This window comes from Actinotalea subterranea, assembly GCF_008364845.1.
Classification (GTDB): domain Bacteria; phylum Actinomycetota; class Actinomycetes; order Actinomycetales; family Cellulomonadaceae; genus Actinotalea; species Actinotalea subterranea.
This window is the reverse complement of sequence record NZ_VTTP01000011.1, coordinates 21,269-38,944: the sequence shown is the minus strand read 5'-3', so window position 1 is coordinate 38,944 and position 17,676 is coordinate 21,269. Positions and strand designations below refer to the sequence as shown.

22 protein-coding genes are annotated in these 17,676 nt (G+C 72.8%); 10 read left to right on the top strand and 12 right to left on the bottom strand.

What is annotated here, in order from left to right:
• Positions 1–21 precede the first annotated feature (21 nt).
• Together FZ988_RS15595 and FZ988_RS15590 are read left to right on the top strand one after the other, a co-directional pair.
• Positions 22–744 carry a response regulator transcription factor gene (locus FZ988_RS15595; protein WP_149204958.1) on the top strand — a complete coding sequence of 241 codons (723 nt, stop codon included), beginning with the start codon at positions 22–24 and terminating at the stop codon, positions 742–744.
• Positions 741–1,862 (top strand): sensor histidine kinase, encoded by a 1,122-nt coding sequence (locus FZ988_RS15590; protein WP_149204957.1) that lies wholly within the window; start codon positions 741–743, stop codon positions 1,860–1,862. Before FZ988_RS15595 ends, FZ988_RS15590 begins: the two co-directional genes overlap by 4 nt.
• On the opposite strand, the gene FZ988_RS15585 is transcribed toward FZ988_RS15590, so the two are convergent.
• Positions 1,822–2,646: a helix-turn-helix transcriptional regulator gene (locus FZ988_RS15585; RefSeq protein WP_149204956.1), complete on the bottom strand. Its 825-nt coding sequence runs from the start codon at positions 2,644–2,646 to the stop codon at positions 1,822–1,824. The two genes, FZ988_RS15590 and FZ988_RS15585, sit on opposite strands and share 41 nt — an antisense overlap.
• Positions 2,647–2,709: 63 nt before the next feature.
• On the opposite strand from FZ988_RS15585, the gene FZ988_RS15580 reads away from it, so the two are divergent.
• The gene (locus FZ988_RS15580; RefSeq protein ID WP_149204955.1) at positions 2,710–3,225 is read left to right on the top strand and encodes a VOC family protein; all 516 of its coding nucleotides are present in this window, start codon (positions 2,710–2,712) and stop codon (positions 3,223–3,225) included.
• 70 nt (positions 3,226–3,295) lie between these two features.
• Here FZ988_RS15580 and FZ988_RS15575 read toward each other — a convergent pair whose 3' ends face one another.
• Together FZ988_RS15575 and FZ988_RS15570 are read right to left on the bottom strand one after the other, a co-directional pair.
• Positions 3,296–3,955 carry a class I SAM-dependent methyltransferase gene (locus FZ988_RS15575; protein WP_188079134.1) on the bottom strand — a complete coding sequence of 220 codons (660 nt, stop codon included), beginning with the start codon at positions 3,953–3,955 and terminating at the stop codon, positions 3,296–3,298.
• Positions 3,955–4,896: an NAD(P)/FAD-dependent oxidoreductase gene (locus tag FZ988_RS15570; protein WP_188079133.1), complete on the bottom strand. Its 942-nt coding sequence runs from the start codon at positions 4,894–4,896 to the stop codon at positions 3,955–3,957. Before FZ988_RS15570 ends, FZ988_RS15575 begins: the two co-directional genes overlap by 1 nt.
• A gap of 242 nt (positions 4,897–5,138) precedes the next feature.
• Between FZ988_RS15570 and FZ988_RS15565 the strand changes: the two genes are divergently transcribed.
• The 3 genes from FZ988_RS15565 to FZ988_RS15555 are packed head-to-tail and all read left to right on the top strand — an operon-like array spanning position 5,139 to position 6,771.
• Positions 5,139–5,738 carry a sulfite oxidase-like oxidoreductase gene (locus FZ988_RS15565; RefSeq protein WP_149204954.1) on the top strand — a complete coding sequence of 200 codons (600 nt, stop codon included), beginning with the start codon at positions 5,139–5,141 and terminating at the stop codon, positions 5,736–5,738.
• Positions 5,708–6,460 (top strand): FAD-binding oxidoreductase, encoded by a 753-nt coding sequence (locus FZ988_RS15560; protein ID WP_149204953.1) that lies wholly within the window; start codon positions 5,708–5,710, stop codon positions 6,458–6,460. The genes FZ988_RS15565 and FZ988_RS15560 overlap by 31 nt, the downstream gene beginning before the upstream one ends.
• Positions 6,457–6,771, top strand: coding sequence for a DUF6510 family protein (locus FZ988_RS15555; RefSeq protein ID WP_149204952.1), 315 nt, complete (start codon positions 6,457–6,459; stop codon positions 6,769–6,771). The genes FZ988_RS15560 and FZ988_RS15555 overlap by 4 nt, the downstream gene beginning before the upstream one ends.
• Before the next feature lie 60 nt (positions 6,772–6,831).
• Here FZ988_RS15555 and FZ988_RS15550 read toward each other — a convergent pair whose 3' ends face one another.
• The 3 genes from FZ988_RS15550 to FZ988_RS15540 are packed head-to-tail and all read right to left on the bottom strand — an operon-like array spanning position 6,832 to position 10,831.
• Positions 6,832–7,491, bottom strand: coding sequence for a 3'-5' exonuclease (locus FZ988_RS15550; RefSeq protein ID WP_149204951.1), 660 nt, complete (start codon positions 7,489–7,491; stop codon positions 6,832–6,834).
• A 12-nt stretch (positions 7,492–7,503) separates the two neighbouring features.
• On the bottom strand, positions 7,504–9,798 hold the full coding sequence (locus FZ988_RS15545; RefSeq protein ID WP_149204950.1) for a metal ABC transporter permease: 2,295 nt from the start codon (positions 9,796–9,798) through the stop codon (positions 7,504–7,506).
• 7 nt (positions 9,799–9,805) lie between these two features.
• Complete coding sequence (locus FZ988_RS15540) at positions 9,806–10,831, bottom strand: metal ABC transporter substrate-binding protein (RefSeq protein WP_188079132.1); 1,026 nt, start codon at positions 10,829–10,831, stop codon at positions 9,806–9,808.
• Positions 10,832–10,938: 107 nt separating this feature from the next.
• Here FZ988_RS15540 and FZ988_RS19245 point away from each other — a divergent pair, with 107 nt between their 5' ends.
• Positions 10,939–11,358 (top strand): Fur family transcriptional regulator, encoded by a 420-nt coding sequence (locus FZ988_RS19245; RefSeq protein ID WP_149204948.1) that lies wholly within the window; start codon positions 10,939–10,941, stop codon positions 11,356–11,358.
• A 28-nt stretch (positions 11,359–11,386) separates the two neighbouring features.
• On the opposite strand, the gene def is transcribed toward FZ988_RS19245, so the two are convergent.
• From def to FZ988_RS15515, 4 genes are all read right to left on the bottom strand, one after another.
• A complete protein-coding gene (gene def, locus FZ988_RS15530; protein WP_149204947.1) occupies positions 11,387–11,872 on the bottom strand; it encodes a peptide deformylase in 486 nt (161 codons plus the stop codon).
• Between the two features lie 72 nt (positions 11,873–11,944).
• Positions 11,945–12,868, bottom strand: a complete 924-nt coding sequence (locus tag FZ988_RS15525; protein WP_149204946.1) for a nucleotide-binding protein — start codon at positions 12,866–12,868, stop codon at positions 11,945–11,947.
• Complete coding sequence (locus tag FZ988_RS15520) at positions 12,865–13,749, bottom strand: nucleotide-binding protein (protein ID WP_149204945.1); 885 nt, start codon at positions 13,747–13,749, stop codon at positions 12,865–12,867. The genes FZ988_RS15525 and FZ988_RS15520 overlap by 4 nt, the downstream gene beginning before the upstream one ends.
• A 10-nt stretch (positions 13,750–13,759) precedes the next feature.
• Positions 13,760–14,152 (bottom strand): NifB/NifX family molybdenum-iron cluster-binding protein, encoded by a 393-nt coding sequence (locus tag FZ988_RS15515; protein WP_188079131.1) that lies wholly within the window; start codon positions 14,150–14,152, stop codon positions 13,760–13,762.
• A 266-nt stretch (positions 14,153–14,418) separates the two neighbouring features.
• Here FZ988_RS15515 and FZ988_RS15510 point away from each other — a divergent pair, with 266 nt between their 5' ends.
• Both FZ988_RS15510 and FZ988_RS15505 read left to right on the top strand, forming a co-directional pair.
• Positions 14,419–15,279 carry a damage-control phosphatase ARMT1 family protein gene (locus tag FZ988_RS15510; RefSeq protein WP_149204943.1) on the top strand — a complete coding sequence of 287 codons (861 nt, stop codon included), beginning with the start codon at positions 14,419–14,421 and terminating at the stop codon, positions 15,277–15,279.
• A 95-nt stretch (positions 15,280–15,374) separates the two neighbouring features.
• The gene (locus tag FZ988_RS15505; RefSeq protein WP_223145160.1) at positions 15,375–15,746 is read left to right on the top strand and encodes a carboxymuconolactone decarboxylase family protein; all 372 of its coding nucleotides are present in this window, start codon (positions 15,375–15,377) and stop codon (positions 15,744–15,746) included.
• A 68-nt stretch (positions 15,747–15,814) separates the two neighbouring features.
• Here FZ988_RS15505 and FZ988_RS15500 read toward each other — a convergent pair whose 3' ends face one another.
• Both FZ988_RS15500 and FZ988_RS15495 read right to left on the bottom strand, forming a co-directional pair.
• Positions 15,815–16,186, bottom strand: a complete 372-nt coding sequence (locus FZ988_RS15500) for a BlaI/MecI/CopY family transcriptional regulator (protein WP_149204942.1) — start codon at positions 16,184–16,186, stop codon at positions 15,815–15,817.
• Positions 16,179–16,751 carry a hypothetical protein gene (locus FZ988_RS15495; RefSeq protein ID WP_149204941.1) on the bottom strand — a complete coding sequence of 191 codons (573 nt, stop codon included), beginning with the start codon at positions 16,749–16,751 and terminating at the stop codon, positions 16,179–16,181. The genes FZ988_RS15500 and FZ988_RS15495 overlap by 8 nt, the downstream gene beginning before the upstream one ends.
• Before the next feature lie 208 nt (positions 16,752–16,959).
• Between FZ988_RS15495 and FZ988_RS15490 the strand changes: the two genes are divergently transcribed.
• Positions 16,960–17,664, top strand: coding sequence for a DsbA family protein (locus FZ988_RS15490; protein WP_246169561.1), 705 nt, complete (start codon positions 16,960–16,962; stop codon positions 17,662–17,664).
• The last annotated feature ends 12 nt before the right edge of the window (positions 17,665–17,676 follow it).

The window sequence follows — 17,676 nt, the reverse complement described above, 5'->3', positions numbered from 1 at the left end:
CAGGACCGGGAGGATGGTCCGATGACCGCAGCGCCCCGCACGGACCCTCTCCGAGCGCTCGTAGTGGACGACGAGCCCGCACTCGCGGCCGTCGTGACGGGCTACCTGGAGCGCGAGGGGTTCGAGGTCGAGGTGGCGCACGACGGGTCGGACGCGCTGGACCGCGCACGCACCCGCGACCCGGACGTCGTCGTCCTGGACCTGGGCCTGCCGGGGACCGACGGCATCGAGGTCTGCCGGCGCCTGCGCACGTTCTCGGACTGTTACGTCGTGATGCTCACGGCTCGCGCGGACGAGGTCGACACCCTCGTGGGCCTCTCGGTCGGGGCCGACGACTACCTGACCAAGCCGTTCAGCCCGCGTGAGCTCGTGGCCCGCATCCGGGCGATGCTGCGGCGGCCCCGCGTGAGCACCTCCGGCCCGACGCCGACACCCGGCGTCGTCCTCGTGGCCGGTGACCTCACGCTCGACGTCGCGGCGCGGGAGGCACGCGTGAGCGGCGCCCTCGTCCACCTGACGCGCACCGAGTTCGACGTCCTGGCGGCACTCGCGTCCCGGCCCGGGGCCGTGATGAGCCGGGCCGCCCTCATCGAGGCCGTCTGGGGAAGCGGCTGGGTGGGCGACGAGCACCTGGTGGACGTCCACGTGCTGCACGTCCGGCAGAAGCTCGGCGACACGGCTGAGCGCCAGCGCTACGTGCGCACCGTGCGTGGCGTCGGCTACCGGATCGGCGACGGCACGTGAACGGCGCGGGCGGCGGGCTCGCGCAGCGACTGCTCGCGGCGCTCGCCCTCGTCCTGGCCGTCGCGGGCGTCACCGCCTGGCTCGTCGCGGGCGCCGTCGGGCCGGCGATCTTCCACGACCACCTCGTGGTGACCGGGATCCGCACGGCCGAGCAGGCCGTCGTCCACGCGGAGGCCGCCTTCCGGACGGCGAGCGGGCTCGCGCTCGCGCTCGCCCTGGGTGTCGCGACGATCGTCGCGCTGGTGGTGAGCCTCGTGCTAGCCCGGCGCATCGGCGCCTCGTTGTCGGGCCTCACCGCGGCGGCCCGCGAGGTGTCGGGTGGTCGCTACGCGGGTCGCGTCCCCCCGCCCGGGATGGGCCGGGAGCTCGCCGAGCTCGTCGCGGCGTTCAACGAGATGGCGGGGCGCCTCGAGGCGAGCGAGGACCTGCGGCGCCGCCTGCTCGCCGACGTCGCGCACGAGCTCCGGACGCCCGTCGCGACGCTGACCGCGCACCTCGAGGGCATCGAGGACGGCGTGACCGAGCTGGGCCCGCAGACCTTCGAGGTCCTGCGGGCGCAGGGCGCGCGGCTGACACGTCTCGCGGAGGACCTTGCGGCCGTGACGCGGGCGGAGAGCGGCGAGCTCACCCTCGCGCCGCGGCCGACCGACCCGGGGGACCTCGTGCGCCTGGCGTGCCTCGCCGCGTGCGACCGCGCCGCGGCCGCGGGGGTCGAGCTGACCGTGGACGCCTCCCAGGGGCTGCCGCGGGTGCTCGCCGACCCGGAGCGCATGGCCCAGGTGCTCGGCAACCTCGTGGACAACGCGCTGCGGCACACGCCGCCCGGTGGGCACGTGGTGCTCGGGGCCACCGCGGGTGCCGGGGCCGTGGTGCTCTCGGTGTCGGACACCGGGGAGGGCATCGCCGCGGAGCACCTGCCGCACGTCTTCGAGCGCTTCTACCGGGCCGACTCGGCGCGCGACAGGGCGAGCGGTGGGTCCGGTGTCGGCCTGGCCATCGTCAAGGCCCTCGTCGAGGCGCACGACGGGCGCGTGGAGGCGCGGAGCGCGGGCGCCGGCTCGGGTGCCCGGTTCCTCGTCACCCTCCCGGTCGCGCCGCCCCGGGCGGATCGGTCGTGACCTCCCGCCGGTAGTGGCTCGGTGCGAGGCCGAGGACGTCCCGGAACGCCGCGGCCAGGTGCGCGTGGTCGGCGTACCCGAGCTCGGCCGCGATGTCGGCGATGCTCGCCCCGGCCCCGGCCCCGGCGCGAAGGCGGTCGGCCGCCTCCTGGAGGCGGTACCTGCGGATCACCGCGAGGGGCGTGAGCCCCACGTACCTGCGGGCGAGCCGCTGGACCGTGCGGGTGGACACGCCGAGCTGCTCGGCGACCTGGTCGACCCTGGTGATCGAGGCCTCGGTGCGGACGAGCGTGTCGATCCGGTTCGCGAGCCGGCCCTCGGCGCCCGCCGGGGGGACGTTGTGCTGGATCCAGGCGGCTGCTGCTGCCACGGCGCCCGTCCGTCGTCGGTCGCCGTCGTGCCCTGCCGTCATCTCCGCGGCGACGGCCCGCCGCAGCTCGGGGGCGTCGACGGTCACGGTCGCGTCCTTGATCGCGGCCGGGGCGTCGACGAGATGCGGCGTCGCCGCGGGGCGCAGGAGCGCCCCGACAGCCCAGCCACGCCCCGTCAGGTCGCGGGACGAGCGACGCGTGGACGGTCCCGACAGGCTGACAGCGTCCTGCTCGACGACGAGGTTGAGCGCGGGGAGCGGCAGCACCTCCTGCCGGGAGACCCGGCCTGGCGCGACGTCCCACTCGGGGACCCAGAACCACGCGACGCGGTCGGCCACCTCGGCGGGCGGCGCGGACCGGTGGAACGTGGGCAGCCGGGTCGGGTAGAGGGGCCCCCGCCACTCGTCGTCCATCGGACCTCCCGCTGTCGCGAATCTTCAAGCCCGCCCGGCCGGACGCTTCCTAGCGTGACCCGCATGAACCTCGACGGAGCAGGCATCGTAGGCGCCCACGGCGACCACACCACGCACGGCGTCCCGCACGGCTCGACCAGCATCACGCCCTTCATCACCGTGCCACGGGCGCGCGAGGCGATCGCCTTCTACGAGGCGGTCTTCGGGGCGCGCGTCGTCGACGTCACCGAGCTCGACGGCGTCGTCGCGCACGCGAGCCTGGACCTCGGGAACGGGTGCCTCCAGGTCGGTGAGCCGAACCCCGCGTACGGGCTCGTGGCGGCCCCGGAGGGCGACTGCTACTCGCTGGGCCTGTACTGCAACGACGCGGACGGCGTGGTCGCGAGGGCCGTCGCCGCGGGTGCTGTCGTCCGGGAGCCGCTCAGCACGTTCGTCTCGGGCGACCGCTACGCGAGCATCCGGGACCCCTTCGGCGTGCGTTGGTCGATCATGACGCGCGTCGAGGACCTTTCCGAGGACGAGAGCGCGCGCCGCGTCCGTGAGTGGGCGGCGGCACAGGCAGCTCCCGCGCAGGAGTGACCCCGCCCCGCGTGGGTGAGGGTGGTTGCGGCGCTCCCTCAGCTCGCGCGGTCGCGGGGCCGCCGCCGCGTCAGCGGACGCGGCGGGCGAGCAGGGTCGAGTCGTCGACCTCCATCTCGACGCCGTCCCGCGTCATCGTGCGCGGTCGCTGCTCCACGACGAGCGCCTCGAAGCCGTCGGGGAGCGCGGGCAGCAGGTCCTCGGCGACGAACATCGCCCTCCGGTGCGCGGCCGTGAGCACGGTGTGCTGGGAGGAGGGCGCGTGCCCGACGACCAGCAGGTGACCGCCCGGAGCGACGGCCCCGGCGAGCCGACGCGTGACGTCGACCATGCCGCCGTCCGGCGGGTGCAAGAAGTGCGTGGTCACGAGGTCGAACAGCTGGTCCCCTGCCGCGAAGGTGCGCGCGTCGACCTGCCACCACCGGACCAGGTCGCCGACCCCCGCCTCCTGCGCGTGCCGCGCGGCACGCGCCAGGCCGTTCTCCGAGAAGTCCGCACCCGTGACGTGCCAGCCCTGCCGCGCCAGCCAGATCACGTCGCCGCCTTCGCCGCAGCCGACATCGAGCGCGGTGCCAGGCGTGAGCCGGCCCGCCTCGGTGACGAGCTGCGCGTTGGGGTTCCCGCTCCAGACGTGCCCCTCCCCCGAGTACCGCTCCTCCCAGCCGGACGGCTCGAACATCGCCGCGGCGTCGGCCTCGCTGGGCTGGTCTCCGTGCTCGTGCCGACTCATCAGGCGACGTCCTCTCGCTGCTCGGTCGTGCGGTCGTCGTTCGCGCGTTGCCGTGCCCTGCGCCGGTCCGCGACGGCCGAGGCCGTCTCCTCCATGATCAGGTCGTGGTTGAGGCGCGTCCCGGCCATCATGCCGTCCGCGGCCGCGGCGATCACGCCTGCGTGCGGGGCCGCCGCGTTCCCGACGACGACCACTCCCGGTGCCTCCGGGCCGCCGACGCCGTCGAGCAGCGTCGTGTCGGCCACCGGCTGCGTCGTGACCACGAGCGCCGACCGGGCGACGACCTCTCCACCGACGAGCTCGACGCCCGTGATCGCGTCGGCGTCGACGACGACCCGCGCGACCCGGCCGGTCACGACGCCGATGCCCCGCGCGTCGAGCCGCTCGGCGTCCTCTCCCGGCGGCGCGGGCTGCCCGTCCAGGAAGATCACCACGTCGTCGCTCCACTGACGGAACAGCAGGGCACGCTCGACGAAGTCCGGGCCGCTCGCGAGGACTCCGAGAGGCTGGCCGGCGACCTCCCACCCGTGGCAGTACGGGCAGTGCAGCACGTCGCGGCCGAAGCGCTCGGCGAGACCAGGCACCTCGGGGAGCACATCCACCACGCCGGTCGCGAGCACCAGCCGGCGCGCGGCGACGGCGGTCCCGTCCTCGAGCCCGACGACGAGCCCGGCCTCGGTCCGGGCCGCCGAGACGGCTCTGCCGCTGCGCACCAGGACGCCGTAGCGCGCGACCTCGGCGCGGCCTATGCGGAGCAGCTCGGCGGGCGGCGTGCCCTCCCGGCCGAGGTAGTTGTGCATGTGGCCCGCACGGGCGTTGCGGGGCTCCCCGGCGTCGATGACGAGCACCGAACGGCGGGACCGGCCCAGCACGAGGGCCGCGTTGAGGCCGGCCGCTCCCCCACCCACGACGACCACGTCGTACGACTCTGAGATGTCCATGTGCGGGAGCCTGCGGTCTGGCGTCGATCTGTGACAAGCATCGTTGCCGGTCCGGCAACACCCGGGCATCGGCGTCCGGGCGAGCATGCCGACTGAGGCGGATCCCCCGCGACCGGCCCACGACGACCGCACTGCGCAGATCGGTGCGGCCTGACCCTTGTCGCACAGGCTGACCCGCCACGACACTGGGCACGTTCCACCCGCCGGACCGGGCGCGACCCCGGGGTGAGGGAGACACGCTCATGGCACCTGTGACGCGCGGGTTCGGCGGCCGGCAGCACGCCCAGCAGCCCGAGCTCCCACCCGGCCAGTACCTCGTCGAGGACTTCCCCGTCCTGTCCGCGGGGCCCACCCCGCACGTCCCGCCGGACCGCTGGGAGCTCACGGTGACCAGCGAGACGGGTGAACAGCTCCGCTGGGACTGGGACGCCTTCCACGCGCTCCCGCAGGAGGACGTGGTCGTCGACCTGCACTGCGTCACGCGCTGGTCGAAGCTGGGGACGTCTTGGCGCGGGGTGTCGCTCGACACCCTCCTGGCCGACGTGGAGACCTCCGCGGACCATGTCGTCGCGCACTCGTACGGCGGCTACACCACGAACATGCCGTTGGACGAGCTCCTGCACCACAAGGCCTGGGTCGCGCACACGTACGACGACGAGCCGCTGAGCCCCGAGCACGGAGGGCCTGCGCGTCTGCTCGTCCCCCACCTCTACCTGTGGAAGAGCGCGAAGTGGCTCACGGGCCTGACGCTCACACCGGTCGACGAGCCCGGCTTCTGGGAGACCGCCGGCTACCACAACGAGGGGGACCCGTGGCGGGAGCAGCGCTACTGGGGCGACTGACCTGGCGGACCGCGACCGCCCGCTCCTTCACCGCCGAGACGGCGTCCGCCCGGACGATCGTGCTCGAGGTGCCGGGGTGGCCCGGCCACCTGCCCGGGCAGCACGTCGACGTCCGCCTCACCGCGCCTGACGGGTACACGGCGACGCGTGCCTACTCGATCGCGGACGCCACGAACGGTGACCTCGTGAGCATCACGGTGGCCGAGGTCCCGGGTGGAGAGGTCTCCGGCTACCTCGCCGGGGCGATGGAGGCCGGGGACCAGGTCGAGGTGCGCGGGCCGCTGGGCGGGTGGTTCGTCTGGCGGCCCGAGGACGCCGCGCCCGTCCAGCTCGTCGGTGGGGGGACGGGCCTGGTGCCCCTCGTGGCGATGGTGCGCTCACGAGCCCGCGCCGGGGCCCGGACTCCCATGCGACTGCTCTGCTCGGTCCGCGACCCGGGCTCGGCCCTCTACTCCGCGGAGCTCGCGCTCGAGTCGACGCGGGCGGGCGGCGTGGCCGTCACGTGGCAGCACACGCGGGTCGCCCCGCCGGGTCGCGCCCCGGGGCGGATCGACGCCGACGTGCTCCGCGCGGCGACGTTCGCGCCGTCCGCGCGCCCGACGTGCTTCGTGTGCGGGCCGACACCGTTCGTCGAGGCGATCACGGCGCTCCTCGTGGACCTGGGCCACGACCCCGCACGCATCCGCGCCGAGCGGTTCGGCCCGACCGGAGGTCAGGCATGACCGACCACGAGCCCACGCACCTGACCGACGCCGACGAGGCCGCCGTCGACGACGCCTACGTCGACGGGAACGCCCTCGCCGGCGACCTCCTCGAGATCTTCGCGATGGACATGACGACGGCCGTCGGCACCTGCGGCGGGTGCGGCCGCACCGCGGTCCTCGCTGCGGCACGCGTGTACCGGCGCGCCCCTGGTGTCGTCCTGCGCTGCGCAGGCTGCTCGCACGTGCTCGGCCGGATCGTCCGGGCCCCCGACCGTGTGGTCGTCGACCTCGCGGGTCTGCGGTCGATCAGCGCCCGCCTGCCCGACTGAGGCACCCCGCCGCGGGCACTGCACGGCGCACGGTCCACCGGCGCGAGGGGCAGGCCCGGCTCACCAGAGCGTCGACTCGGCCCATCCAGCCGTGCCGGGCACGACCTTCGTCCATCGGGACCGGCCCACGACCCGACACGGTGCCGCGTCCGGGCCGGTCGACCAGCCGAGCGCGAGCCCGTGCAGGTCGAAGACCTCGTCGACCGACGAGGCGGCGGACTCCTCCGCGATACGCATGAGGATCTCGGCGGCCGCCAGCGAGTCGGCGAGGGCCTCATGGTGCTGGGCCAGGGAGACACCAGCGGCCTCGGCGACGACGTCCAGCGTGTAGGAGGGCAGGTCGTAGTGGCGCCGAGCCAGCGCGAGGGTGCAACCGACGCGCAGGCGCGGGCAGCACGCACCCGCAGCCCATGTCGCGTCCTGTACGACGCCGAGGTCGAAGGGCGCGTTGTGGGCCACCACCGTCGAGGAACGCAACCACGACTCGATGGTGGGCCAGACGTCGATGAACCGAGGGGCGTCGGCGACGTCGGCGGCACGAAGGCCGTGCACCGCGGTGTTGTTCTCGTCGAACCCGCTGAAGCACTCGGGCGGTCTCAGCAGGGTCGACCACGTGTCGACGACCGCACCCGCCTCGACACGGACCAGACCGACTGCGCACGCCGAACCCCGCGCGCCGTTGGCCGTCTCCCAGTCGAGCGCGACGAAATCCACTGCCACCCGTGAACCCTCCTATGCCTTCGGTGCCGCCTCCGAGAGCGCGCGCAGGATGCCGTCGATGGCACGCCCACGCGCGACGAGGCCGTCGCTCCACTGCGCGAGCGCCTCCCGGCCGTCCGCCGAGAGCCGGTAGATGCGTCGCTGCGGTCCGTGATCGCCCTGCGCCCACGCGGACTCGACGAGGCCGTCCTCCTCGAGGCGGCGCAGGGCCCGGTAGAGACCGCCCGGGTCCACGCTCAGGAATCCGCCCGTGAGCTCCTCGATCGAGGACCGCAGGTCGTACCCGTGCGCGGGGACGAGACCCAGGGACGCCAGGATGGCGGGGTCGAGGAGCCCGGCTCCTCCACCGACCGGTCGACCCCGGCGTCCGCAGCCGGCGCCGCGGCCTTCACATCCCTGGTTCATCTCGCCTCCATCTACGTGCCGATTACATCTAGGCAGGCGCAGCGGAACGCGGGACCTTCGACCCGTCCCGTCGGCGCCCCGAGGTACGGCGCGCACCCGGCGAGCGGCCGCCACCTCATCCCGCGGCGTCGTCAGCGGGCCCGTACCGTGCTCGTGGTGCACTGCCTGCTCACCGTGGGGATCATGTGCCGGGTCGTCGAGGAAGCCATGCCAGCCGTGCACGCTGCCCAGGCCGAACGCCTCGGCGAGGTTCCCCGGGGAGCAGACCGCGGCGGGCGGCCCGGACGCGACCACCCGGCCACTCATCAGGAGGACATGGTCCGCCGCTCGGGCCTCCTCGAGGTCGTGCGTGGTGAGGACGATCGACCCGCCACTCGCCCGCTCGTCGTGGATGATGCGGTCGATGGTGCGGGCCGAGACCATGTCCAGCCCGGTCAGCGGCTCGTCGAGCAGGAGCAGGCGGTGGTCCTGCACGAGGCCCTGTGCGACGTAGACGCGTTGCCGCTGCCCGCCGGAGAGCTCGTGGAGGTGCCGTCCGGCCAGATCGGTGATCTCGAGGCGACGCATGGCGTCGCGAACCCGCTCCCGGTCGTGAGGTGTCGCTCGGCGGAACCATCCGAGGCTCGGGTACCGCCCCATGGCGACGGTCTCCCGGACCGTCATCGGCGTGGTCGCCGGCACCACCATCGACTGGAGCACGTAGCTGATCTCCTGACGTGCTCGCGCCGGTACCTGTCCCAACGTCTCCAGCGACCCCTCAGCGACGGGGATGAGACCGGCCATCGCGTTGAGCAGGGTGGACTTCCCCGAGCCGTTCGGGCCGATCACCGCGGTGATCCTGCCGGCCGGGACCGTGAAGGTGGCGCGCGTCACGGCGGTGTGCCCGTCGTAGCGCAGGACGACGTCGCTCCCGCGGACGACGCCACCCGTCGCGTCGTGCACGGCGGTCGCGTCCTGGGCCCGCGCTCGGCCGAGGGCACCCCCCGACTCCTCCACCTCGGCCTCGGTCGGCCACGTGTCCGCAGCGGACCGCCGCCACCGCGGCGGTGGCGTGTGAGAAGCGCGTCTGCGGAGACGCAGCCTCGTGCGGATGCGCACCCACGTGAGGGTCATGAAGAACCCGACGATCGGCACCATCGCCATCGTCGCCGACGCGGCTGTCCCGAGGTGGTAGCTCAGCACCAGGCCGAGCCACACCGAGACCACGGAGATCCCTGATGCCGTCATCATCATCCGAGGAACGGTGCGCACCAGGAGCACAGCCGTCGCCGGCGGGCCGATGAGCAGGCCGAAGACGAGGAGGGTCCCGACAGCCTGGAAGCTCCCGATGACGGCCGCCGCGATGAGCGCGAGCAGCACGGCGTGCGCGAGGCCGGGCCGCATGCCCAGCAGAGCGGCCTTCTGCCGGTTGAACGCCAGGGCGAGGAACGGCCGGTACATCACGAGCGACGTCAGCAGGACGACGAGACCGAGGATCGCCTGCTGGACAAGGTCCTCCTGAGTCACCCCGAGTGCGTCGCCGAACAGCATCGAGGTCAGGCTGCCCGTGTAGGAGTCGACGCTCGAGATGATCGCGACGCCGAGTGCCAGCATCCCCACGAAGAGCAGCCCGATCGCGGTGTCCTCTCCCAGCAGGGACTGCCTGTTGACGAGCTCGATCCCGGCCACCATGACGACCGCCGCGAGAGCAGCGCCGAGCGCCGGAGGCAGGTCGAGGACGACCGCGGCGGCGATCCCCGGCACGACCCCGTGGACGAAGGCGTCGCCGAAGAAGCTCATGCCGCGCAGCACGAGCCACGTACCGACGACGGAGCACATCAGGCCGGCGAGGATCCCGCCCAGCAGTGCCCGTTGCTCGAAGCCGAGGGCGAACGGCTCGACCCACCAGTCCACGAAGGCCACGGGTCTCTCAGCCCTCCAAGGCCCGCGCGATGAGCTGCGCGTCCGTGAGCATCATCCCGGCGTAGTCCTCGGCACCGGAGCCCTCAGCGCCGAGGCTCCCGACGTAGAGCTCGACGACGTCGACGTCGCCGACCTCCGCGGAGAGCGCCTCGATGAGCACGGTGCGGTGGGCCGAGTTCGCGAAGATGGCACCGACCCCCGCGGTGCGGACGACGTCGGCAAGCGTCGCGAGCTCCTCGGAGCTGGGCTCTGCCAGGGTCGACCCCCCGGGCACCACCACACCGATGACCTCGAAGCCGTACGCCTGCGCGAAGTACCCGAAGGCGTCGTGATCGGTCACCAGGACCCGTGACCCTGCGGGGATCGACGCGAGGACGTCCCGGACCTCGCCGTCGGTGGAGATGAGCTCTGCGGCGACCTGCTCACCGCACCGGACCAGACCGTCGTCACCGGTCGACGCCGCGAGCTCGGCCCCGATGATCTCGGCCGCGTCAGCCATGCGTGACACGTCCAGCCACACGTGGGGGTCGAGCGCTGCGTCACCATCGTCGTCCCCGCCGTCGGCGTCGGCCTCGGCGGTGTCCGCGTGCTCGCCGGAGCCCAGGGGCCGCGGCTCGAGGAGCGGAGCGACCTCGAGCACGACGGCGCCGTCGTCTCGTGCGGACTGGAGCGCTGAGGCCAGGCCCTCCTCCAGGCCCAGCCCGTTGGCGATGACCAGGTCGGCCTCGACCATGTCTCGTACGTCCGCGGAGGACGGGGCGTAGTCGTGCGGATCTGCGCCGCGAGGGATCAGTGTCGACACCTCGAGACCACCGCACTCGGCGACGCGCCCTGCGACGTCACCGAGGATGGTCGTCGTCGCCACGATCGTGGGCCTGCTCGATCCGTGGCCCTGCCCCGCCTCGCCGCACGCGGCGGGCACAAGGGCAACCATCAGCACCGCCCCTGAGCCGAGAGCTGCCCTCGCGCGCGCCGAGATCCGCGGGCGCGCGGCGGCGCCCTCGCGGCGGTCCTTGCCGTTCACAGTCACCATGGTGGGACCTTCAGTCTTGATCGTCGGTTGGTCTGTGTCCATAATGATAGTCATTATCGATAGATCGGCGTTGGGTCGTTGGACCTGGAGACACGCTGGGAGGCCGCATGCGCGTTGACCTCGCCCCAGCGCGCGAGTCGCGGCAGACGGTGCAGAGTCGCGCGCTCCTGACGTTCCTCGCGCAGGCCGACCGATGCCTCACCGCTCAGGAAATCCACGCCCAGCTGCACCGACAGGGCAGCGGGATCGCGCTGGCGACCGTGTACCGGTGGCTGACACGCCTCGTCCGGTCAGGCGCGGTCGACGTCCTGATGCATGACGACGGCGAGGCCACCTACGTCCGAGGGTCCGATCGTCACCACCATCACCTCGTCTGCCGCAGCTGTGGGCGTGTCACCGAGATCAGTGAGCCGATGGTCGAGAGATGGACCGTCGAGGTCGCCACCCGCGCCGGGTTCGCGGACGTCAGCCACGCGCTGACGGTGTTCGGGACGTGCAGTGCCTGCAGAGGCTCCGGCCCGTCCTAGACCGCACGCCTCATGGCTGCACGGGTGCTCAGAGCCGGGCGCGTAGCGCGCGCATCGCTTCGCCGTGGGTCGCCCGGTCAAGCCTGTCCAGGTAGAGGCGCCCGTCGAGATGATCGGTCTCGTGCTGAAGGCAGCGGCCCATCAGCCCAGCGCCCTCGACCACGACCTCGTTGCCGTCGAGATCCGCCCCGACGACACGCGCGTACAAGGCACGGCGTGTCGGGTACCACAGGCCCGGTACCGACAAGCAGCCCTCGGGCCCGTCCTGGTCGTCCTCCGAGACCTCGACGAGTCGCGGGTTGATCACGTACCCGATCTCGCTACCGATGTTCCAGGAGAAGGCTCGCAGTCCGACGCCGATCTGGTTGGCCGACAAGCCGGCCCGCCCCTCCTGGTCGACGGTCTCGAGGAGGTCGTCGACCAGCCGGCGCACGCGGTCGTCGACCACCGCGATCGGTTCGCACGGTGTGCGCAGCACGGGGTCGCCGATCGTGCGGATGCGCCGCATCGTCATGGTGGTTCTTCCCTCCTGTCGATGGACCCGCCCGGAGGACCGAGGACGGGCATGGATGGGCTCCGTCAGCTGTCAGCCCGAGCCGTCGTCCGGCAGTGCCCAGTCGGCGCGCTCAGGATCCACCCGGGGCCAGATCGCGCGCACCGAGTGCACGAACGACGACGAGTCGAGGCTCGACGGCGGCCGGGTTCCCCGCGCGACGGCCCCGAGCGCGCGCGGGAGATCGGTGTCGAAGTCGAGCTCGCCCACCAGCTCGACGCCGAGGCTGGAGCACGCCGATCGGATCCGCTGCGCGCCGGTCTCGGACAGGTCCGCCTTGTTCAGCACGACCTTGACCGGTACGCCGAGCTGGTGCGCGAGGGAGACGAGCCGCCGTAGGTCGTGCTCCCCCGAGAGAGTCGGTTCGCTCACGGCGAGGACGCCGTCCGCGCCGGTGATCGACGCGATCGTCGGGCACCCGACCCCGGGCGGCCCGTCGACGATGACCAGGCCGACGCCTCGCTCGTCCGCGAGGGCTGCGACGCGTTCCCGGACACTCGTGACGAGCTTCCCCGAGAGGTCCTCGCCCGGCCGGAGCAGCCCGAACACCATCGGCCCGGCGGGACCCTCGCCGACCAGGACCTCCCCGGCCTGCTGCGGCTCGAAGCTGATGGCATCGAGCGGGCATCCCCACGTGCACGCCCCGCAGGACTCGCACAGCCAGGGATCGATCACGGCAAGCCCGTCGTCGGACAACGAGAGTGCGCCGAACCGACAGCGGTCGAGGCAGACTCCGCAGCCGGCGCACACCTCCTCGTCGACGACGGCGCGCGGTCTCCCGGCGAACGCCGTGCGCGAGACGACGTCCACGCTGAGCGCCAGGGGGAGGTTGGATCCCTCGACGTCGCAGTCGGCCACGGCCAGCGGCCGGCTCGGCGCGGCGACGTGGACGAGGACGGCGGTCATGGTCGTCTTCCCGGTGCCACCCTTTCCCGAGGCCACGACGAGCGTTCTCATGCCGGCACCCCCGCGCTGCTCGTGGCCAGGTGGTCACACAGGGTGCTCCACAGGTCCGCGAACCACCGGTCGCCGGCCGGATGCCCGTCGATCAGGAGCCGGCCGTCCGCATAGCAGGCGGCGACATCCCGGTCGAAGGGTAGAGAGGCGAGCAACGGGACACCCGCCGTGCGGCAGTACGCGCCGATGTCCACCTCGCCGGTGCCCACCCTGTTCAGGACGACTCCCGCCCTCAGCCGCAGCTCCCCCGCCAGGTCCACCATCGCCGTCAGGTCGTGCAGGCCGAACGGCGTCGGTTCCGTCACGAGCAGAAGGAAGTCGGTCCCGTGGACCGCTGCGACGGCAGTGCACGCGGCGCCGGGTGCCGCATCGAGGAGCACGACGTCGGACACCTCGCTGAGCGCGTGCTCGCGGGTCGCCCTGATGACGGCGGGCGCCTTCGACTGCCCGACGTGCAGCTGCCCGGTGACGAGTCTCATCCCGTCCGGAGCCCGCCCCACACCGACGCTCCCGACCGCTACCTGTCGCTCGTGCAAGGCCCCTGACGGGCACACCTGCGTGCACGCACCACAGCCGTGGCAGAGGTCCGGGAGCACGACGGGCCTGCCGCCGAGGATCCGGATCGCACCGAAGCGACACGCGTCACGACATGCCGTGCACCGTGCAGGGCAGGCCCCGACGATCTCCGGGACAGGCATCTCCACCGGTGCGACGGCCGCGCGCACGTCGAAGAAGAGGTGCGCGTTCGGCGCCTCCACGTCGCAGTCGGCGAGGGTGACCCGGAGGCCCGTGCGTGCGACGTGTGCCGCGAGGTTCGTGGCGACGAGCGTCTTCCCGGTGCCACCCTTGCCCGAGGCGACCGCAACCGTGACGGGCGTCATGGACGACCTCTCACACCTCGTCCACGCGCGCGAGCCCGCCGCGGCAGAACGCAGCCACCGCCTCGCCGACCGTCACGTCGGCGGCCGCGTACACGGGGATCGCGGCGTACCGGAGTGCCTCCGCAGCCTTCGGCCCGACCCGGGTGGCGATCAGCGCCGTCACCCCGCGCTCGGCCAGGAGCTCCACCGCGCCTGTGCCCGCGCCCTGTGCGACGGCCCGGTTCTCATCGTTGGAGATCAGCGTGACGGCCATGGTCTCGGGGTCGACGAGCTGGAAGAACCCGGCGCGGCCGAAGCGCGCGTGGACGCGGTCCGACAGGTCGCGGCCGTCGGCACAGACGGCGACCAGAGCGGGAGCGGTCCACGGCGGAGGGAGCCCGGGGCCGGACGCCGCACCCGACACCGTGGCGCTCTCGGCCTCTCGTCGGCGCGAGCCGTCGGCCCGACGTCGGCCTCTCCCGCAACGTCCGTCCGCGTCGTTCCCCCCGTGGCACGTGCGCCCACCGTCGCCACCTCGCGCGTCGAGTCGTGGTCCGGTCCCGTCACATCGCGGCATCGCGCAGTCCCCGCTCTCATCTAGATGTCGAAAACATCATCACCCCGGAGGTCGACCGCCGATCGGGACCTTCGGCTCGCTGCCCGCGTCCCGCCCCGAGGAGCATCGATCGGGTGCACACCTACCTCGACTGCTACGCGTGCTTCGTGCGGCAGGCCCTCAGCGCCGCGAGGAACGCAGGCGCTGAGGACGACGAGCAGCGCATGGTGGTCGTCGACACGCTCGCGCTGCTGCAGACCGTGCCGCCGGAGTCGAACCCGGCGCAGATCGCTCATGCGGTCCATCGAGTCGTGCGATCGCGGCTGGGCAACCGCGACCCGTATGCCGAGGCCAAGGCGGCGAGCACGAGAGCGGCGCTCGCCCTGTACCCAGGGCTCAGGGACCTCGTCGCGCAGAGCGCGGACCCGCTGGACGCTGCCGTGCGGGTGAGCATCGCTGGCAACGTCATCGACCTCGGAGCCTACGACGACGTGCCTGACCTCCAGGCGAGCGTGGACAGGGCCGTCCGGGCCCCGCTCGCCATCGACGACATGGCGGCACTTCGCGCGGCGCTCACCACCGCGGATCACGTCCTCTTCCTCGCGGACAACGCCGGCGAGACGGTCTTCGACCGGGTACTCGTCGAGCGTCTCCCGGTACCCGTGCGCTACGTCGTCAAAGCCGGTGCCGTGCTCAACGACGCGACACGGGCGGACGCGCACGCGGCAGGGCTCCATGCCTGTGCCACCGTCGAGGACAACGGCTCCGACGCCCCCGGCACGGTTCTCGACGCCTGCTCGGCCGGATTCCGCGACGCCTTCACGAGGGCCCCTCTGGTCATCGCCAAGGGCCAGGCTCACTACGAGACCTTGAGTGACGCGGGTCCGAAGGTGTTCTGCATGCTCCAGGTCAAGTGCCCGGTCATCGCGAGCGACATCGGCGCGCCCGTCGGTAGCGCGGTCGTGAGGCAGAGCACCCTCTCGCCCGAGCATTGACCCGATTGATCACGGTCCTTACGTCCTCCCTCCCCACAGGCGACGAGGGATATGCCGGAAGGGCGCATCCGGCGCGATCCAGGTGAGGGAAGGGCATGGACACGATGACGAGGTACCACGACCGCTACACGGCACTCATGGCCGGCATGAGCGCTCTCGGAGGGGCCGTCCCTGGGCCGATGGCAGCCTTCGGCCAGCTGCACAGGTCCGCAGGGGCTGACGGAGCACTCGACGGCAAGACCAAGGAGCTCATCGCGCTCGGCATCGCGGTGACGGTCCGCTGCGAGGGCTGCATCGTCTGCCACGTGCAGGACTCGCTCACCTTGGGCGCGACGAGGGAGGAGATCCAGGAGGTGCTCGGCGTCGCCGTCCTGATGGGTGGTGGGCCGTCCGTCGTCTACGCGTGCGAGGCGCTCGAGGCGCTCGACGAGCTCGCCCCCGCCGTATCGACCGCCGCGGCCGGCTGAGCTCACGCAGCACCGGCGGTCGACGTCGCACCAGACCTCGACCGCCGGGAGACGGCGCACCGACGGCGTCAGACGGTGGCGTCCGCGGTGCCGAGCGCGGCCCGGAGAGCGTCGCGCTCGCGCGGCTCGAGCGTGCGGACCAGCTCCCCGAGCGCTGCCGTCCGGTCCTCGGCGCCGCGCAGCGTCTGGACCATGCAGCCTGCGACGTACTGGCTGCGGCTCATGCTCGGCCGGTAGGCCCAGGAGCGCGGGGTGCTCGTCCGCTCGAGCATGCCCTTGCGCGTGAGGTTCGTGAGCACGGTCGCGACGGTCGTGTACGCGAGAGCCCCGGTGGCGAGTCGCTCAAGGACACGCCGCGCGCACAGCTCGTCCGGGCAGTCCCAGAGCACGTCCATGACCTGGTGCTCGAGCGTCCCGAGCCGCGGGAGCTCGTCACGCACGGCGTGCCGCCGGCATCGGGCAGAAGACCTGGCCGCGCAACCGGAAGACGAGCGCCCCGGCGGTCATCAGCATGGCGACGCCGGCGAGGTAGGGCTGGACGGGTGCGAACCAGGTGAGCGCTCCGGAGTAGCCGAGCGCCAGCAGTGCGATCTTGTTGCACACGGGACAGCCGACCGCGAACCAGGTCAGGACGCCACCGGCCATGCCGAGGCGGCTCGCGGCGTCGACGGGTGCGTCATCGTCGACCTCCGTCGCCGCGCCGGCACCGTCGGACCCGGCCGACGCATCAGCCCGGCCGGCCCGCACGTACGTGGCCGCGAGCATGCCGGCGAGCACCGAGGTAACGACCCAGACCGGGTAGTTCCACGCCACGACGGGGATCTCCCGCCCGAACACAGGGTTCGGGATGAGGACCGTCGACACGCCGATGAGCAGCCCGAAGACGATCGTGAAGAGCACCGCGGCCCACGCCTGTCGTCGCGTCCACGACCTCAGGGCGAGCTGGACGGCCTCGATGGTCCGCTGCGGTTCCGCGCGGGCGGCTGCAACCGCGGTGAGGTTCATCGATGCGCTCCGTGTCGGGTCGGGTGGTGTCGCCGTGTCTACTATGGAGCATAGTCGGCTACTACTTGGCATAGTAGATGCGAGTCGATCGACACCAGCCCCTCAGCAAGCCGATTCCCCTCACCGAGAGCAGCCCGTGACCCCTCCTCGCTCAGACGCACCGTCCACCCTCCGCCGGTCCTGGGCGGTCCTGGTTCTCATCGTCGTGGTGGCGGCCGCGCTCGTCACCGTCGCCCTGACCCGGCCCGGGGACGACCCGGCAGCCCCGACAGCAACGGGACCCACGGTCGGCACGCCCGACGACGCCCGGTCCCGGGACGACGGCCCGGGCGCAGGGACCGCCGAGCCGCAGGACTCCCCCACGCTCGACATGGCGCGCCGGGACCCCGACGACCCACTGACGGCCGGACCCGTCGACGCACCGGTCGTGATGGTCGTGTACTCGGACTACCAGTGCCCCTTCTGCGCCGTCTGGTCCGACGAGACGCTCCCGGCCATGCAGCCGTACGTCGACGGCGGCGACCTGCGCATCGAGTGGCGCGACATCGCGGTCTTCGGCCCCGACTCGGCCCGTGCGGCCCGCGCCGCCTATGCCGCGGGGCTCCAGGGCCGGTTCTGGGAGTACCACCAGGCCCTGTTCGCCGACGGTGAGAAACGTCCCGCGCAGATGCTCACCGACGAGGCCCTCCTCGAGCTCGCCGGCTCCCTGGGCCTGGACACGGGAAGGTTCGCCACTGACCTGGCCTCACCCGAGGTCGATGCCGCAGTGACCGCCAACGCGGACGAGGCGGCCTCCATCGGCGCGTTCTCCACCCCGTCCTTCCTCGTCGGGGGGACGCCAGTGGTCGGCGCCCAGCCGACCGAGGTGTTCGTCACCGCCGTCGAGGACGCCCTCGCCAGGGCCCAGCGCTGAGGGCGAGGCACT

Bases quoted from the DNA above. Each gene is read 5' to 3' on its own strand.
- FZ988_RS15580 (WP_149204955.1), top strand. From the start codon at position 2,710: ATGAACCTCGACGGAGCAGGCATCGTAGGCGCCCACGGCGACCACACC.
- FZ988_RS15540 (WP_188079132.1), bottom strand. From the start codon at position 10,831: ATGGTGACTGTGAACGGCAAGGACCGCCGCGAGGGCGCCGCCGCGCGC.
- FZ988_RS15585 (WP_149204956.1), bottom strand. From the start codon at position 2,646: ATGGACGACGAGTGGCGGGGGCCCCTCTACCCGACCCGGCTGCCCACG.
- FZ988_RS15565 (WP_149204954.1), top strand. From the start codon at position 5,139: ATGGCACCTGTGACGCGCGGGTTCGGCGGCCGGCAGCACGCCCAGCAG.
- FZ988_RS15570 (WP_188079133.1), bottom strand. From the start codon at position 4,896: ATGGACATCTCAGAGTCGTACGACGTGGTCGTCGTGGGTGGGGGAGCG.
- FZ988_RS15495 (WP_149204941.1), bottom strand. From the start codon at position 16,751: ATGAACCTCACCGCGGTTGCAGCCGCCCGCGCGGAACCGCAGCGGACC.
- FZ988_RS15505 (WP_223145160.1), top strand. From the start codon at position 15,375: ATGGACACGATGACGAGGTACCACGACCGCTACACGGCACTCATGGCC.
- FZ988_RS15595 (WP_149204958.1), top strand. From the start codon at position 22: ATGACCGCAGCGCCCCGCACGGACCCTCTCCGAGCGCTCGTAGTGGAC.
- def (WP_149204947.1), bottom strand. From the start codon at position 11,872: ATGACGATGCGGCGCATCCGCACGATCGGCGACCCCGTGCTGCGCACA.
- FZ988_RS15525 (WP_149204946.1), bottom strand. From the start codon at position 12,868: ATGAGAACGCTCGTCGTGGCCTCGGGAAAGGGTGGCACCGGGAAGACG.
- FZ988_RS19245 (WP_149204948.1), top strand. From the start codon at position 10,939: ATGCGCGTTGACCTCGCCCCAGCGCGCGAGTCGCGGCAGACGGTGCAG.
- FZ988_RS15555 (WP_149204952.1), top strand. From the start codon at position 6,457: ATGACCGACCACGAGCCCACGCACCTGACCGACGCCGACGAGGCCGCC.
- FZ988_RS15520 (WP_149204945.1), bottom strand. From the start codon at position 13,749: ATGACGCCCGTCACGGTTGCGGTCGCCTCGGGCAAGGGTGGCACCGGG.
- FZ988_RS15575 (WP_188079134.1), bottom strand. From the start codon at position 3,955: ATGAGTCGGCACGAGCACGGAGACCAGCCCAGCGAGGCCGACGCCGCG.